Source organism: Lacrimispora xylanolytica, from assembly GCF_026723765.1.
GTDB lineage: Bacteria > Bacillota > Clostridia > Lachnospirales > Lachnospiraceae > Lacrimispora > Lacrimispora xylanolytica.
Genome location: NZ_CP113524.1, coordinates 3,165,048 through 3,181,393, shown reverse-complemented (window position 1 = coordinate 3,181,393; position 16,346 = coordinate 3,165,048). Strand labels below are relative to the sequence as shown.

14 protein-coding genes are annotated in these 16,346 nt (G+C 44.4%); 13 read left to right on the top strand and 1 reads right to left on the bottom strand.

Annotated elements, in window-relative coordinates; translation table 11 throughout:
- Nucleotides 1-226 precede the first annotated feature (226 nt).
- The gene (locus OW255_RS14870; RefSeq protein WP_268114500.1) at nt 227-766 is read left to right on the top strand and encodes a CarD family transcriptional regulator; all 540 of its coding nucleotides are present in this window, start codon (nt 227-229) and stop codon (nt 764-766) included.
- 78 nt (nt 767-844) lie between these two features.
- Here OW255_RS14870 and OW255_RS14865 read toward each other — a convergent pair whose 3' ends face one another.
- A complete protein-coding gene (locus OW255_RS14865; protein ID WP_024838436.1) occupies nt 845-2,323 on the bottom strand; it encodes a DUF1846 domain-containing protein in 1,479 nt (492 codons plus the stop codon).
- 182 nt (nt 2,324-2,505) lie between these two features.
- On the opposite strand from OW255_RS14865, the gene OW255_RS14860 reads away from it, so the two are divergent.
- From OW255_RS14860 to OW255_RS14805, 12 genes are all read left to right on the top strand, one after another.
- Nucleotides 2,506-3,378, top strand: coding sequence for a methionyl aminopeptidase (locus OW255_RS14860; protein ID WP_268114499.1), 873 nt, complete (start codon nt 2,506-2,508; stop codon nt 3,376-3,378).
- On the top strand, nt 3,378-3,938 hold the full coding sequence (locus OW255_RS14855) for a DNA-3-methyladenine glycosylase I (protein WP_268114498.1): 561 nt from the start codon (nt 3,378-3,380) through the stop codon (nt 3,936-3,938). Before OW255_RS14860 ends, OW255_RS14855 begins: the two co-directional genes overlap by 1 nt.
- A gap of 15 nt (nt 3,939-3,953) precedes the next feature.
- Entirely contained in the window at nt 3,954-4,724 is a 771-nt protein-coding gene (locus tag OW255_RS14850) for a GNAT family N-acetyltransferase (protein ID WP_268114497.1), read from the top strand.
- A gap of 119 nt (nt 4,725-4,843) precedes the next feature.
- A complete protein-coding gene (locus tag OW255_RS14845; protein WP_268114496.1) occupies nt 4,844-6,205 on the top strand; it encodes a putative glycoside hydrolase in 1,362 nt (453 codons plus the stop codon).
- A gap of 15 nt (nt 6,206-6,220) precedes the next feature.
- Nucleotides 6,221-6,739, top strand: a complete 519-nt coding sequence (locus OW255_RS14840; RefSeq protein WP_268114495.1) for a DUF1653 domain-containing protein — start codon at nt 6,221-6,223, stop codon at nt 6,737-6,739.
- 9 nt (nt 6,740-6,748) lie between these two features.
- On the top strand, nt 6,749-8,617 hold the full coding sequence (gene uvrC, locus OW255_RS14835; RefSeq protein ID WP_268114494.1) for an excinuclease ABC subunit UvrC: 1,869 nt from the start codon (nt 6,749-6,751) through the stop codon (nt 8,615-8,617).
- Nucleotides 8,618-8,690: 73 nt separating this feature from the next.
- Entirely contained in the window at nt 8,691-9,623 is a 933-nt protein-coding gene (gene hprK / locus OW255_RS14830; RefSeq protein WP_024838429.1) for an HPr(Ser) kinase/phosphatase, read from the top strand.
- 8 nt (nt 9,624-9,631) lie between these two features.
- On the top strand, nt 9,632-10,543 hold the full coding sequence (gene murB, locus OW255_RS14825) for a UDP-N-acetylmuramate dehydrogenase (RefSeq protein ID WP_268114493.1): 912 nt from the start codon (nt 9,632-9,634) through the stop codon (nt 10,541-10,543).
- 19 nt (nt 10,544-10,562) lie between these two features.
- Nucleotides 10,563-11,444, top strand: coding sequence for an RNase adapter RapZ (gene rapZ / locus OW255_RS14820; RefSeq protein ID WP_024838427.1), 882 nt, complete (start codon nt 10,563-10,565; stop codon nt 11,442-11,444).
- A gap of 2 nt (nt 11,445-11,446) precedes the next feature.
- Nucleotides 11,447-12,415: a DNA-binding protein WhiA gene (gene whiA, locus OW255_RS14815; protein WP_024838426.1), complete on the top strand. Its 969-nt coding sequence runs from the start codon at nt 11,447-11,449 to the stop codon at nt 12,413-12,415.
- 29 nt (nt 12,416-12,444) lie between these two features.
- On the top strand, nt 12,445-12,702 hold the full coding sequence (locus tag OW255_RS14810; protein WP_024838425.1) for an HPr family phosphocarrier protein: 258 nt from the start codon (nt 12,445-12,447) through the stop codon (nt 12,700-12,702).
- 155 nt (nt 12,703-12,857) lie between these two features.
- Nucleotides 12,858-16,340: a DNA polymerase III subunit alpha gene (locus OW255_RS14805; RefSeq protein WP_268114492.1), complete on the top strand. Its 3,483-nt coding sequence runs from the start codon at nt 12,858-12,860 to the stop codon at nt 16,338-16,340.
- The last annotated feature ends 6 nt before the right edge of the window (nt 16,341-16,346 follow it).

The window sequence follows — 16,346 nt, the reverse complement described above, 5'->3', positions numbered from 1 at the left end:
CCTAAATATCTGACATTTTGGTAATGTTTGGATATTTAGGGTGATTTTTATGGGATAATTACTTAAATTGCACAAATAATACAAGGGTTGTATCTGGTAATATTTCACGAAAATGACTAAAAAACAAAAAAATACTGACAAAACATGGTGTAAAGTGTTATACTTATAGGAGAGTAGTTGTAACATTGGCAATATTGTGTTGTTTTTCAGTCAGGAGGAATGCATTATGTTTCAGGTAAACGATCTGGTTATGTATGGTACCCATGGTATTTGCAAGGTGAACGCCATTGGAAGTCTTGCTATGTCTGCGGCCCAGGAAGACCGGCTTTATTATACGCTAAAGCCGCTTTACGAGGAGCAGCACAGCGCGGTTTATACACCGGTAGACAATAAAAAAGCAGCCATAAGACCTGCTGTTACCAAAGAAGAGGCATTGGAACTGATTGACCAGATTCCAGACATAGAAACCATTTGGGTGGTAGATGACAGACAAAGAGAAGGCAAATACAAGGAGATCATGCAGAGAAATGAAGGTACTGGCTGGATGCAGATTATTAAGACGCTCTATTTAAAGAAACAGAAGCGTTTGGCAGAAGGAAAGAAGAGTACGGCAAAGGATGATTTCTATTTTAATATGGCTCAGGAGCTTCTTTATGGAGAACTTGCTGCTGCTCTTTTGATGGATCGGACCAAGGTGAAAGGTCTTGTGGAAGAGCAGGTAAGTCAAGAGGATAGTCCTGTTGCATCGGTTGATATAAAATCGTGATAGAAGTACAAAAATGCGTCTGAATTTCAAGACGCATTTTTTCTATTCTTTGCCTGGGCTGAAATGGTAAGACCTGGCTTAATGATAAATTTTCTTTTCTTCGTAAAGCGGCTCGCAGGTCAGATGAACTCCCAATTTTTTAAAGGTTTTCATATCCACATCAGAAAGAATGACTGAAGTATGAGCCTCGCATCCCTTTAATTTAGGCAGCTGCTCCAGTGCAATTTGTGCATTGGGGTCTGTGGCGGCACAGGTTGATAAGGCAATTAAGACCTCGTCTGTATGCAGTCTTGGATTTTTGCTTCCCAGATAATAAGTTTTTAATTTCTGGATAGGCTCAATGGCGGAAGGAGCGATTAGATGTACATCGTGAGGGATATCTCCTAATGCCTTGACTGCGTTAAGTAAAAGAGCAGCAGAGGAACCAAGAAGGTTGGTGGTCTTTCCTGTGATAACTCTTCCGTCTTCCAGCTGTAAGGCCGCACAGGGAGAGCCCATTGCTTCTGCCCGTTCATTGGCAGCCTTAACCACCGGACGCTTGTCAGTTGTGATTTTTGCCTGCTTTAATATAAGCTCGATCTTATAGACTTCATCCTTGGAGCCAGTATCCTTAGCCAGTCTTAAGAGCGCCTGATAATATCTTCTTATAATTTCCTGCATGGAAGCTTCTCTGCAGATCTCATCATCTATAATACAAAAACCAGCCATATTCACACCCATGTCCGTAGGTGATTTATAGGGGCATTCTCCATAGATTTCTTCAAAGATAGCACTTAATACAGGAAAAACCTCCACATCACGGTTGTAATTAACGGAGGTGGTGCCGTACGCTTCCAGATGGAATGGGTCAATCATGTTAACATCATTTAAATCAGCGGTAGCTGCCTCGTAGGCAAGGTTCACCGGATGCTTTAATGGAAGGTTCCAAACGGGGAAGGTCTCAAACTTCGCGTAGCCAGCTTTGATCCCTCTTTTATTTTCATGATAAAGCTGGGATAAGCAGGTAGCCATCTTTCCGCTTCCTGGTCCGGGTGCTGTGATGATGACAAGAGGTTTTGTTGTTTCTATATAATCATTTCTTCCATAGCCTTCATCGCTGACAATGAAAGGAATATTGCTTGGATAACCGTCAATGATGTAATGGCGGTATACACGGATTCCCATGGTTTCCAGCTTGCTTTTAAATACATCAGCAGACTTCTGTCCGGAATACTGGGTGATGACTACACTTCCTACATAGAGTCCCTTATCCGTAAAGGACTGAATGAGGCGGAATACATCCACATCATAAGTGATGCCAAGATCGTGACGGATCTTATTCTTTTCGATATCGGCTGCACTGATAGCGATAACAATTTCTGCCTGGTCAGAAAGCTGCATCAGCATGCGGAGTTTGCTGTCAGGCTCAAATCCCGGCAGTACCCTGGAAGCGTGATAATCGTCAAACAGCTTGCCACCGAACTCCAGATAAAGCTTGTCCCCAAATTGACCGATCCGCTCCTTGATATGCTCTGACTGCATGTTTAAATACTTGTTGTTGTCAAATCCAAATTTCATTTGTTCCTCCATTGTGTTTCCTGTTTTGAGCCTTCATAAACTCTTTGCCTTTAATATCAATAAATTGTATCATAGAAAGGATGTAAAAGCCATGAGATTTTCTCTTGTTTCTTTATTTGAGCGAAACACTTTACATTCCTGGCTAAACATGTTAAAACGGTGTAGTAAGAAGGAGGTACGAAATGCTTAAAACAGGAAGAAACGACGCATGCTGGTGCGGCAGTGGTAAGAAATATAAAAACTGCCATCTGGCTTTTGACCAAAGATTAGAAAATTATGCAGTGATGGGTGATGAGGTTCCGGAGCACCATATGATAAAAACACCGGCCCAGATTGAGGGCATCCGTCATGCTGGCGTTATAAACAATCAGATTCTTGACATTGTCAGTGAGAATATAAAGGCAGGAATGACGACACAGGATATCAATACCCTGGTTCATGAAAATACCATTCGCCTGGGAGGTATTCCAGCCCCCCTTAATTTTGAAGGATATCCAAAGAGTGTATGTACCTCTATTAACGATGTGGTATGCCATGGAATTCCCAGTCCGAAGCGCATCATTAAGGAAGGGGATATTATCAATGTAGATGTAACTACCATTGTAAACGGGTACTACGCAGATGCTTCCAGAATGTACTGCATCGGCAAGGTATCTCCAGAGGCAGAAAAACTTGTACGTGTTGCAAAGGAAAGCCTGGACCTTGGCCTTAAGGAATGCAGGGCCTGGGGACATTTGGGAGACGTTGGAGCCGCTGTTTCCGAATACGTATATGCCAATGGATATACTGTGGTAAGAGAAATCGGAGGCCATGGCGTAGGTGTTGATTTCCATGAAGAGCCATGGGTCAGCCACATTGGTACGCGGGGAACCGATATGCTGCTTGTTCCGGGCATGATCTTTACCGTTGAGCCTATGGTCAATGCCGGTAAAGCAGATGTGGTGCAAGACAGCAAGGATGGCTGGACGATTTATACCCAGGATGGCAGCCTTTCTGCCCAGTGGGAGTACACCATTTTAATTACAGAAGACGGCCCGGAGGTGCTAGCCAGATAATGGAGAAAACAAGATGTTTTTGGGTGGATGAAAAATCACCGGTCTATGTAAAATACCATGACGAAGAATGGGGAGTTCCGGTATACGACGATAAAAAGCTTTATGAAATGTTTCTTTTAGAGACATTTCAGGCTGGCCTCTCCTGGATTACCATATTAAGGAAGCGGGAGGAATTCCGGGAGGCCTTTGACAACTTTGATGTGGAAAAGGTGGCTTCCTACGGTGAAGAGAAGCTGGAAGAGCTGATGCAGAATCAGGGACTTATAAGAAACAGTAAGAAGATGGAAGCAGCCATTAAGAACGCACGTATATTTATTGAGATTCAAAAGGAATTTGGTTCCTTTTCCAAATACTTATGGGGCTTTACCGATGGGAAAATCATTGTGAACCAGGATGATAATTTCCCAGTGAAGACCCCGTTATCTGACAGCCTTTCCAAGGATTTAAAAAAGAGAGGCATGGGCTTTGTCGGCTCAGTGACCATTTATTCCTACCTCCAGGCAGTTGGTGTGGTTAATGATCACCAGCTTTCCTGCTTCTGCTACCATGGAAACCCATAGAAGGAGTGAAAAAGATTGGGAATTATTGAATTAAAAGATACTTCTTTGATAGAAGAGCTCTTTGCTGGCTGGGAAGAAACCATGATATGGTCCTGTCTGGGTGGTGTTATGGGAAGAGCCTATGCAGATGATGGTGAACCACCAAAATCCGCTCAGATCGTCCTGGGAGATTTCTGCTTTTTTTCAGGAGAACCCCTGGAGGAGCTGATCCGCAATAAGCCAGAGGGAAGAGAATCTGATTTTATCATCATGGTTCCAAGAGATGAAGCATGGGCGGCTAAGATCGAAGAGGTCTGGAAGAACCAGGCGAAAAAAGTGACTAGGTACGCCATTAAAAAGCATGGCCGCGGATTTAATAAAGAATATTTAGAAAGCATTGTAAATAATCTGTCTGAGCCATTTACCATGGAGATGATTAACCGGAATCTGTATCATAAGATTTTAGCGGAAAGCTGGTCCAGAGATTTATGCTCCCTTTTTGAAACCTATGAGGAATACGAGAAAATGGGGCTTGGAGTTGCCGTGCTTTTAGACGGTCAGGTGATTGCGGGAGCATCATCTTATTCGGCCTATCCTGGTGGCATTGAAATAGAAATCGATACAAGATCAGACTACAGGCGGCGGGGATCTGCCCTTGCCTGCGGAGCAAAACTGATTTTGGAATGTTTAAAAAGAGGACTTTACCCAAGCTGGGACGCCCAGAATCCAGGCTCTGTTGCCCTGGCCCAAAAGCTTGGTTATGAAAGGGACTACGAATATACGGCATACGAAATAAACGGATATTAAAAACGACTGCATCCGGCATATATAACATTTTAACTGGTAAATTTTACAATTTGTGGTAAAATGTTAAATAATTATTACAATACAACACCTTAAACCATAGAGAAAGTGAACAGAGTATTATGAAAAGATGGCTTTTGGCAGTAATTGTGTGCTCGTTAGTGGCATCCGGATGCAGCAGATACAAAAAGGTTACCGAATCAGAGGAAACAGAATCCTCCAGGAAAGAAGTGGAAGAGAGTGCCGTTAAGGTTTCGGCCCAGCCTGGGAAGAAGCCGGTAAAGGTGAGGGGAATCTACATCTCCGGCTATATGGCAGGCTCCGAAGGCATGGAGGCAATCCTTGATAAGATTAAGGGAACTGAGATCAATACGGTTGTCATTGATGTGAAAAATGATGATGGGCGTATTACCTTTGCCATGGACGGGGCTCCCACGGTACAGGAAATCGGTGCTGAGGATCGATGCATCAAGGATATGGATGCCCTGATGAAAGAACTGAAATCCAGAGGGCTTTATACCATAGCCAGGGTCGTGGCTTTCCGCGATCCTTATTTGGCAGAAAAGAAACCGGAATGGGGATTGAAAAATCAGGACGGAAGCCTTCACCGGGACAACAAAGGACTTCCCTGGGTCAATCCCTATCGCCAGGAGGTCTGGGATTACCTTGTGGAAGTTGGGACCCAGGCGTCGGTGGCTGGCTTTGATGAGGTTCAGTTTGATTATATCCGTTTTGCAACAGACAGCTCCATGAATCAGGTGGTGTTTGACGAGAAGGATACAAGGGGCCGCTCAAAGACAGATGTCATTACGGAATTTATAGAATACGCATACAAAAAGCTTTCTGCTCATGATATTTATGTTTCGGCTGATGTATTTGGCACTATTATTGGAAGCAATGTGGATGCGCAGCGAGTGGGACAAGTTTATTATGACATGGCAGAGCATCTGGACTACATCTGCCCTATGATTTATCCATCCCACTACAGCGATGGAAACTTTAATATTGATCATCCAGATACAGAGCCCTACAATACCGTTCTGGCAGCTTTGGAGCTTTCCAAAAAGGAGCTTCTGGAAAATAGGAAAGAGGGCAGAAAGCAGGCAGTGGTAAGACCCTGGCTTCAGGACTTTACTGCCTCATATCTGGATCATTATATTCCTTATGGACCCAAGGAGGTAAGAGCTCAGATTCAGGCGGTCTACGATGCCGGATATGATGAGTGGATTCTTTGGAGTGCCTCCAACCGCTATACCTGGGAAGGACTTCTTACCAAAGAAGAAGGGGAAAAAGAACAAAAAGAGCTGGAGCGCTTAAGGCCGTCTGCCAGTGCCTCCCAGGCGGAGACCAGTAAGGCTTATGAAAGCCTGGAGGGAAAGGTGGCTGAGGAAGAGCCCACGTCTGAAAGCTCTGAAGATAAAAAAACGAACGTCAGGAAAAAACCAAATGTTGTGATTGTAACCACAGGTGGTTCCAGGAATTAGGAAGTGAGGAAAGCCATGGAAAAAGAACCCAGGCCAGGAGATTTTTACAGACATTTTAAAGATAAGATGTATCAGATCGTATCGGTAGCCACTCACTCGGAAACAAGGGAAAAGATGGTGGTATATCAGGCACTTTACGGTACCTATCAGGTATATGTCCGCCCTTTTGATATGTTTGTCAGTGAGGTGGATCATGAGAAGTATCCAGAAGTAAAGCAAAAATACCGGTTTGAGAAGATAAACATAGAAGCAGCTCCGGAAACAGTCCCCCAGGAGGAGGCTCCCGCAGAGAGTCATTCGGAAGATTTAAGGGGAACCAATAAAAATCTTCTTGCTTTTCTTGACGCAAGGACGTATCATGAGAAACTGGAGGTTCTTTTCGACAGAAAGGATGAATTTTCACCGGAAGAGCTTCTTGCTATTTGTGAAATACTGGAGATTGGACGGCTGGATTCTGAGCCGGAAGAGAAGTATTACGCAATTAAACGGCATCTGGAACTGCAAAATAAGTACGATGGATCAAGATTGAGGTGATTCGTTTTCATGGACCACATCGAATTTAATATAGAAGAAGAATTAAAAAAACTGCCGTCCCAGCCTGGAGTGTATATCATGCATGACAGGAGGGACGAAATTATCTATGTAGGAAAAGCAATCAGCTTAAAAAACAGGGTCAGGCAGTATTTCCAAAGCAGCAGAAACAAGACGGCAAAAATCGAACAGATGGTGTCGAGGATCGCCCGGTTTGAATACATTATAACAGACTCGGAATTGGAAGCTCTTGTATTGGAATGCAACTTGATCAAGGAGCACCGTCCTCGCTATAATACCATGCTTAAGGATGATAAAACCTATCCTTATATTAAAGTTACGGTAAACGAGGACTTTCCCCGTGTCTTGTTCTCCAGAGAGATGAAAAAGGACAAATGCAAGTATTTTGGTCCCTACACCAGCGCTGGAGCTGTGAAGGATACCATAGAGCTGATTCATAAGCTATATCAGATACGAACCTGCAACCGGAATCTGCCCAGAGATATCGGCAAGGAACGGCCATGCTTAAATTACCATATTAAGCAGTGTCAGGCTCCGTGCCAGGGCTATATTAACAAGGAAGATTACGGAAAGTCTATTAGTCAGGCCCTGGAATTTCTGGGCGGGAAATACAGTCCGGTCATTACCATGTTAGAGGAGAAGATGCAGGCTGCCTCAGAAGAGATGGATTATGAAAAGGCCATTGAATTCAGGGATTTGTTAAACAGCGTAAAGCAGATCGCCCAAAAGCAGAAGATTACGGACAGCGGTATGGAAGACCGGGATATCATTGCCATGGCTAAGGATGAAAAGGATGCCGTTGTTCAGGTATTTTTTGTTCGGGAAGGCAGGCTGATCGGCCGGGAGCATTTTCATGTAAATATTGGAGCAGCTGAGGATAACCAGCAGATTCTGACTGGCTTTGTAAAGCAGTTCTATGCAGGAACGCCCTTTGTTCCCAAGGAGCTGTGGGTACAGACTGCACTTGAGGATGATACGGTAATCGAAGAATGGCTGTCTGCCAAGCGAGGCCAGAAGGTGAAAATCATGGTTCCAAGAAAGGGCCAGAAGGAACGTCTGGTGGAGCTGGCGGAGAAGAACGCTGCCCTTGTTTTATCTCAGGATAAGGAAAAGATCAAACGGGAAGAGCTGCGTACCATTGGAGCCATGAACGAAGTGGGCAATTGGCTTGGGCTTACGGAAGTCAGGAGAATTGAAGCGTTCGACATTTCAAATATCAGCGGTTTCGAGTCAGTAGGCTCTATGATAGTCTACGAAAATGGCAAACCAAAGCGTAATGATTATCGAAAGTTTAAAATAAAATGGGTAAAGGGAGCCAATGACTATGCCTCCATGCATGAGGTGCTGACCAGAAGGTTTTCCCATGGATTAAAGGAAGCAGAGGAGCTAAAGGAAAAGGGCGTGGATGAAGAGTTTGGAAGCTTCACCCGTTTTCCGGATCTCATTATGATGGATGGCGGCCGGGGGCAGGTAAATATTGCGCTTCAGGTTATTCAGGATCTGGGGCTTGCAATTCCCGTCTGCGGTATGGTAAAGGATGATAACCATCGTACCAGGGGACTTTACTATAACAATGTGGAGATTCCCATTGACCGGCATTCTGAAGGCTTTAAGCTGATAACAAGAGTCCAGGATGAAGCCCATCGGTTTGCAATTGAATACCATAGAAGCTTAAGAAGCAAGGGACAGGTGAAGTCCATCCTTGATGATATTGAAGGAATTGGGCCAAACCGCAGAAAAGCGCTTATGCGTGAATTTAAAGGGCTGGAGCCTATAAAAGAAGCTTCCATGGAGGAACTTTTAAAAGTTCCGGGCATGAACGCCAGAGCGGCTAAGAGCGTTTATGATTTTTTTCATTGACCATTATAAGCTTTTCAAAATACGGAATCTGTGTTAGTATGAAAAAAACAGATGGAAAAAGGAGCGTTTCGCCATGCATGGAGTAGCGATTACGGATTTGATCGAAAAGATGAGTCTTAGGAATATGACTCCGGAGATTGATGCGGATAAAATTGTATTAAGCCATCCTGATGTCAATCGTCCGGCACTGCAGCTTACTGGATTTTTTGATCATTTTGATAATGAAAGAGTGCAGATCATCGGCTATGTGGAGCAGGAATATATCAATCAGATGGGCAGAGAGAGAAAGCTTGAGATGTACGATAAGCTTTTAGCCTGTCAGATTCCGTGCCTGGTATACAGCCGCAGCCAGGTTCCTGATGAGGATATCCTGGCTCTTTGCAACCATTACGGCGTTCCCTGCCTTGTTTCAGATAAGACCACATCTGACTTAATGGCAGAGATTATCCGCTGGTTAAAAGTTAAGCTGGCTCCCTGCATCAGCATTCACGGTGTTTTAGTGGATGTTTTTGGTGAAGGCGTGCTTATCATGGGAGAGAGCGGTATCGGAAAAAGCGAAGCAGCTCTGGAACTGATCAAACGAGGACATCGTCTGGTGACCGATGATGTTGTGGAGATTCGTAAGGTAAGTGATGCGACCCTGATCGGAAGAGCTCCGGAAATTACAAAGCATTTTATCGAATTAAGGGGAATTGGAATCATTGATGTAAAGACCCTGTTCGGTGTGGAAAGCGTAAAAGATACCCAGGCCATTGATATGGTAATTAAATTAGAAGACTGGGATAAAGATAAAGAATATGACAGACTGGGGATTGAAGACCAGTATACGGAATTTTTAGGAAACCGGGTGGTGTGTCATTCCATTCCAGTACGTCCAGGACGTAACCTGGCCATTATCGTTGAATCAGCGGCTGTTAATTACAGACAAAAGAAGATGGGGTACAACGCGGCTCAGGAATTATATAACCGCGTCCAGGCAAACCTGTCAAGAAAACAGGATGATTGAGGTGTCTGATGACTGATATTTATGAAAAACTTCTTGGTGCAGCCGATAAAAACCATATAAAAGTAGGGGAAGAGATGCGAAAGCATACATCCTTCAAGGTAGGCGGACCTGCTGCCTGCTTTGTAACTCCAACCGACGAAAAGGAGCTTTCTGGTGTTCTGCGTGTATGCCGGGAAGAAGAGGTTCCTTATTTCATTCTGGGAAATGGAAGCAATCTTCTGGTGGGAGATGAAGGGTTTGACGGAGTTGTGATATCCATGGACGGCTTTGCAGGCTGTGAAGTGGACCGGGAAACAGGGATTGTTCAGGCTGGTGCCGGACTTTCTTTAGCCCGGATTGCCCAGGAGGCTTATAAGGCATCCTTAACAGGGTTTGAATTTGCAGCAGGCATCCCGGGTACACTGGGAGGAGCGGTTGTAATGAATGCCGGTGCATATGGTTCTGAGATGAAAGAGGTGCTGCGCTCTGTCAGGGTATTGACTCCTGAGGGCGAAGTAAAAGAAATTCCAGCTCCAGAGCTGAATCTTGGATATCGAACCAGCTGCATCATACCAATGCAATACGTGGTACTGGATGCCAAAATCCGGTTAAAGGAGGGAGATCCGGTTTCTATTAAGAGCAGGATGGATGAACTTGCCGGAAGAAGAAAAGAAAAACAGCCTTTGGAATATCCCAGTGCAGGCAGTACCTTTAAAAGACCGGAAGGTTATTTTGCAGGTAAGCTGATTGAAGATGCAGGACTGAGGGGATTTACCCTGGGTGGTGCACAGGTATCAGATAAGCATTGCGGTTTTGTGATCAATAAAGATCATGCCACTGCGGCGGATATTAAGGCACTTTGTGAGGAAGTAAAGGAACGGGTAAGAAAAAAATCCGGAGTAGAGCTTGAGATGGAAGTAAAGACGCTGGGTAAGTTCTAACAGTGCAAAGGAGAACAACGTGAGGCTTGTAATAATAACTGGCATGTCTGGAGCAGGCAAGACGCAGGCGTTAAAGATGTTGGAAGACATGGGGTTTTACTGCGTGGATAATCTTCCCATCCCTCTGATTGAAAAGTTCGCAGAACTGACCCTTAACAATCCGGACGGCATACCCAATGCTGCTCTTGGAATTGATATCCGAAGCGGAGAAGATCTGTCGGTACTGAATCGGATTTTTGATGAATGGTCCAGAAACCGGGTGCCCTTTGAGATCCTTTTCCTGGATGCTGGTGATGAGACACTCATCAAGCGGTATAAGGAGACCAGAAGGGCGCACCCTCTGGCAGCAGGTGGTCGGATTGACAGTGGTATCATAAAAGAGCGGGGAAAGCTGGCGTTCTTAAAGGAAGAGGCAGATTATATTATAGATACCAGCAAGCTTCTTACAAAAGAATTGAGACAGGAACTGGAGAAGATTTTTGTTAACCATGAATCGTACCGGAATCTATACATTACTCTGCTTTCCTTTGGTTTTAAATATGGGATTCCTTCTGATGCAGACCTGGTGTTTGATGTGAGATTTCTCCCAAATCCTTATTATGTGGAAGACCTTCGGCACAAAACCGGAGAAGAAAAGATCGTGCGGGACTATGTCATGCAACATGGAACCGCTGACTTGTTTTTGGACAAGCTATATGATATGCTGGACTTTCTCATTCCCAATTATGTGCAGGAAGGGAAAAACCAGCTGGTAATAGCCATTGGCTGTACCGGAGGCAAGCACCGTTCCGTAACCATTGCAAAAGCAGTCTATGACAGGCTTAAGCCCAGTGAGGAATTCGGGCTTAAGATAGAGCACAGAGATATTGATAAGGATAGTATACGGAAAAGGATGGGCTAGACATGTCATTTTCTTCCAAGTTAAAAGAAGAGCTTTCCCGGCAGATCAGTCCGGCAAGGCATTGTCAGATTGCGGAGATGGCCGCTATTATCAGTCTTTGCGGGAAAATAATCATATCCGAAGAAGACAGATACACCATTAAAATTCATACGGAAAATGTAGCAGTTGCAAGAAAGTACTTTACATTATTGAAAAAAACATTTAATATAAGTACTGATGTTTCTATTAGAAGAAACGCTTACTTGAATAAGAACCGGACGTATACCGTTACAATCCGGGAGCATGAGGATGCCCTTAGGGTTTTGCATGCAGTAAAGCTTCTTGATGAAAACGGAGAAGTTGGGGAAAACTTAAATGTAGTACAGAATGTAGTCATCCAGCAGTCCTGCTGTAGAAGAGCATTTATCAGAGGAGCTTTTTTATCCTCAGGTTCCATTAGCGATCCTGAGAAATTCTATCATTTTGAAATCGTTTGTGCAACAGAAGAGAAAGCAGAGCAGTTAAAGAATATTATTGCCACCTTTGGCCTTGAAGCAAAAATTGTAAAAAGAAAGCGTTATTACGTGGTCTATATCAAAGAGGGAAACCAGATCGTAGATATCTTAAATGTGATGGAAGCCCCGGTTACCCTAATGGAGCTTGAAAATATCAGGATTTTAAAGGACATGCGTAACAGCGTAAACCGTCAGGTAAACTGCGAAACTGCCAACATTAACAAAACGGTATCCGCTGCGGTTAAGCAGATAGAAGATATAGAGTATATCAAAGATACAATAGGACTTGATAATCTCCCCGACAATTTAAGGGAGATTGCCAGAGAGAGACTTGAAAGACCGGAAGCTACCTTAAAGGAGCTTGGAGAAGCGCTTGACCCACCAGTGGGAAAATCAGGAGTGAATCACCGGCTGAGAAAACTTTGTGATCTGGCAGGGCGTCTGCGCACCGCAGGTATGGGCAGCAGAATGGAATAGATTCGTTCATAGGAATGAGGAGGATAATTATGGTAAGAAGAACAGTCACCGTGGAACTCGCATCAGGCTTAGAAGCCAGACCGGTAGCTATGTTAGTTCAGGTTGCAAGTCAGTATGACAGCAACATCTATGTTGAGATCGAATCCAAAAGAGTCAATGCAAAGAGCATTATGGGGATGATGACCCTTGGTCTTGCGGCTGGGGAACAGATTACGGTCACAGCGGAAGGTACGGATGAGGAACAGGCTGTTACCGAGATTGAGAAATATTTAAGCAATCATGAGTGATTCTGAAATAATAGGTAGATGATAAGGCGGAGATTTCCATAGAACGGTATGGAAGCTCCGCCTCTTGTTGTTTTTGAAAAGTTGGGATAAGATGTTTCAGGGCGACTCCCTTTGTGCTATAATAGAAGAAATAAGGAAAGAAGGAGATACGACAGATGGCATTTACGCATTTACACGTCCATACAGAATACAGTCTTTTGGATGGTTCCAGTAAAATCAAAGAGCTTGTGCACAGAGTCAAGGAACTTGGTATGGACAGTGTAGCGATCACAGACCATGGTGTCATGTATGGTGTGATCGATTTTTACAGAGCAGCCAAAGAAGCGGAAATCAAGCCCATTATTGGGTGCGAGGTATATGTGACCTCCGGTTCAAGATTTGACCGGGAGGTAAACAGCGGAGAAGACAGATACTACCATCTGGTACTTCTTGCGGAAAACAACCAAGGGTATCAAAACCTGATGAAGATTGTTTCCAAGGGATTTGTGGATGGATTTTATTATAAACCAAGAGTGGATTATGAGATTTTAGAGAAGTATCACGAAGGAATCATAGCTCTTAGTGCATGTCTGGCAGGCGAGGTCCAGCGGTACATAAGCCGTGGTCTTTACGATCAGGGAAAGGCGGCAGCCCTTCATTATCAGGAGATATTTGGAAAGGGAAACTTCTTTTTAGAGCTTCAGGACCATGGAATACCGGCCCAGCAGACCGTCAATCAGGGACTGGTCCGCATGAGTCAGGAACTCGGGATTGACCTGGTGGCGACCAATGATATCCATTATACCTATGCAGAAGATGAGGCGCCACACGACATCCTCTTATGCATTCAGACGGGGAAAAAGGTTGCAGATGAGAACCGGATGCGCTATGAGGGGGGCCAGTATTATTGCAAGTCTGAGGAAGAGATGAGAACCTTGTTTTCTTTTGCCACTCAGGCGATTGACAACACTCAGAAAATCGCAGACCGCTGTAACGTAGATATCGAGTTTGGTGTGACCAAGCTTCCTAAATATGAGGTGCCGGAAGGGTTTGATTCCTGGTCTTATTTAAATAAACTGTGTACCGATGGTTTTAAACAGCATTATCCGGAGGATGACGGAACCTTAAAGGAGAGGCTTGATTATGAGCTGGATGTCATCCACTCCATGGGTTACGTGGATTACTTCTTAATCGTTTGGGACTTTATCCATTATGCCAGATCCCAGGACATTATGGTGGGGCCAGGAAGAGGGTCTGCCGCCGGCAGTATTGTATCCTACTGTCTGGGCATCACCAATATTGATCCCATACGCTATAACCTTCTGTTTGAACGTTTCCTGAACCCGGAACGAGTATCCATGCCGGATATCGATATTGACTTCTGCTTCGAACGGCGGCAGGAAGTCATCGATTATGTGGTGGAGAAGTACGGAAAGGATCAGGTGGTTCAGATCGTGACCTTTGGTACTCTGGCAGCAAAGGGTGTGGTCCGTGACGTTGGAAGAGTGCTTGATATGCCTTATGCCCGCTGTGACGCCATTGCAAAGATGATCCCGGGTGATCTTGGCATGACCCTTGAGAAGGCCCTAAAACAAAGCCCTGACCTTCGTAGTGCCTACAATGAGGACTCAGAGGTCAAATACTTAATTGATATGTCTATGCGTCTGGAGGGATTGCCAAGGCATACCTCTATGCATGCGGCAGGAGTAGTAATCAGTAAGAATTCAGTGGATGAATACGTCCCCTTATCAAGAGCTGCGGACGGAACCATCACGACTCAGTTTACCATGACAACGTTGGAAGAACTGGGACTGTTAAAGATGGATTTCCTGGGACTTCGTACCCTGACCGTTATCCAGAAGGCAGTCGCAGAAGTGGAGAAAAACAGGGATATTATCATTGATATGGACCTTATTAATTATGATGATAAGGCTGTTTTAAATTCCATTGGTACCGGAAAAGACGAAGGCGTGTTCCAGCTGGAGAGTTCTGGTATGAAAAGCTTTATGAAAGAGTTAAAGCCAGAAAGCCTGGAGGACATTATAGCCGGAATCTCCCTGTATCGTCCAGGTCCTATGGACTTTATCCCCAAATACTTAAAAGGGAAGAATGACAGGGCGTCGATCACCTTTGACTGTCCTCAGCTCGAACCTATCTTAAGGCCGACACACGGCTGTATTGTTTATCAGGAGCAGGTTATGCAGATCGTGCGGGATCTGGCTGGTTACACCATGGGCCGAAGCGATCTTGTCCGCAGAGCCATGTCAAAGAAGAAGACATACGTCATGGAAAAGGAGCGCCAGAACTTTGTTTATGGTAATCCGGAGGAAGGAGTTACCGGTTGTATTGCCAATGGCATAGATGAAAAGGTGGCGAACCGCATCTACGATGAGATGATCGATTTTGCCAAGTATGCCTTTAACAAGTCTCATGCGGCCGCTTATGCAGTGGTTTCCTATCAGACAGCTTATTTAAAGTACTATTATCCTCAGGAGTTTATGGCAGCTTTACTGACTTCTGTTATGGATAATGTAACAAAGGTATCGGAATATATTTTAAACTGCAGACAGATGGGCATTCAGATTCTTCCCCCTGATATTAATGAGGGAGAAAGCGGATTTTCTGTGTCAGGAGGATCCATTCGTTACGGCCTTTCTGCCATCAAGAGTGTGGGAAGATCCGTGGTGGAACTTATTGTTCAGGAACGCCAGCAAAATGGGGTGTTTCATGACATGGAAGATTTTATCGACCGGATGAGCAACAAGGAAGTCAACAAGCGGACCCTGGAAAACTTCATTAAATCAGGAGCCCTTGATACCCTTCCAGGGACGAGAAAGCAGAAGCTTTTGATTGCTCCGGAGCTTTTAGATCAAAGGAGCAAGGATCGTAAAAATACCATGGAAGGCCAGATGACTCTTTTTGATTTTGCAGGAGAAGAGGAAAAGACTCACTACCAGATTACGTTTCCGGATGTGGGAGAGTTTATCAAAGAGGATATCCTGGCATTTGAAAAGGAGACCCTTGGCATTTACTTAAGCGGTCATCCCATGGAAGCCTATGAGGAGACCTGGAGAAACAATATCACTGCGGTCACCAATGACTTTATTGTAGATGAGGAAATCGGAGCCGCAAAGGTGCAGGACGGTTCTTATGTGACCATCGGAGGAATGATTACCGGGAAAACAGTAAAAACTACAAGAAACAACAAAATGATGGCTTTTATTACTCTGGAAGATCTGCTTGGTTCTGTGGAAGTAATCGTGTTTCCCAAGGATTATGAAAGCAAACGTGACGTTTTTATAGAAGAATCCAAAGTATTTATCCAGGGAAGAGTATCCATTGGTGATGATCCTGTAGGAAAACTGGTCTGCGAGCGGGTAATTCCCTTTTCCGTTCTTCCTAAGGAGCTTTGGCTTAAATTCCCGGACAAAGACGCTTATGCAGGCAGTGAACGGGAGCTTTTAGAAGAATTAAAGGAATCAGAAGGTAGTGATTCTGTTATCATCTATCTGGAAAAAGAACGGGCAAAAAAGGTTCTTCCTAGCAATCGCAATGTCAACGCCGATGAAGAGCTGATTCGTCATTTAGCCAAGAAACTTGGTGAAAAAAATGTCAAAGTTGTGGAAAAAAAACTTGAAAAGATTGGCAAAATGAATTAGAATACA

Excerpts from the sequence above, each read along its gene's own strand:
- OW255_RS14870 (WP_268114500.1), top strand. The coding sequence starts at position 227 with ATGTTTCAGGTAAACGATCTGGTTATGTATGGTACCCATGGTATTTGC.
- OW255_RS14865 (WP_024838436.1), bottom strand. The coding sequence starts at position 2,323 with ATGAAATTTGGATTTGACAACAACAAGTATTTAAACATGCAGTCAGAG.
- OW255_RS14860 (WP_268114499.1), top strand. The coding sequence starts at position 2,506 with ATGCTTAAAACAGGAAGAAACGACGCATGCTGGTGCGGCAGTGGTAAG.
- OW255_RS14855 (WP_268114498.1), top strand. The coding sequence starts at position 3,378 with ATGGAGAAAACAAGATGTTTTTGGGTGGATGAAAAATCACCGGTCTAT.
- OW255_RS14845 (WP_268114496.1), top strand. The coding sequence starts at position 4,844 with ATGAAAAGATGGCTTTTGGCAGTAATTGTGTGCTCGTTAGTGGCATCC.
- OW255_RS14840 (WP_268114495.1), top strand. The coding sequence starts at position 6,221 with ATGGAAAAAGAACCCAGGCCAGGAGATTTTTACAGACATTTTAAAGAT.
- uvrC (WP_268114494.1), top strand. The coding sequence starts at position 6,749 with ATGGACCACATCGAATTTAATATAGAAGAAGAATTAAAAAAACTGCCG.
- hprK (WP_024838429.1), top strand. The coding sequence starts at position 8,691 with ATGCATGGAGTAGCGATTACGGATTTGATCGAAAAGATGAGTCTTAGG.
- murB (WP_268114493.1), top strand. The coding sequence starts at position 9,632 with ATGACTGATATTTATGAAAAACTTCTTGGTGCAGCCGATAAAAACCAT.
- whiA (WP_024838426.1), top strand. The coding sequence starts at position 11,447 with ATGTCATTTTCTTCCAAGTTAAAAGAAGAGCTTTCCCGGCAGATCAGT.
- OW255_RS14810 (WP_024838425.1), top strand. The coding sequence starts at position 12,445 with ATGGTAAGAAGAACAGTCACCGTGGAACTCGCATCAGGCTTAGAAGCC.
- OW255_RS14805 (WP_268114492.1), top strand. The coding sequence starts at position 12,858 with ATGGCATTTACGCATTTACACGTCCATACAGAATACAGTCTTTTGGAT.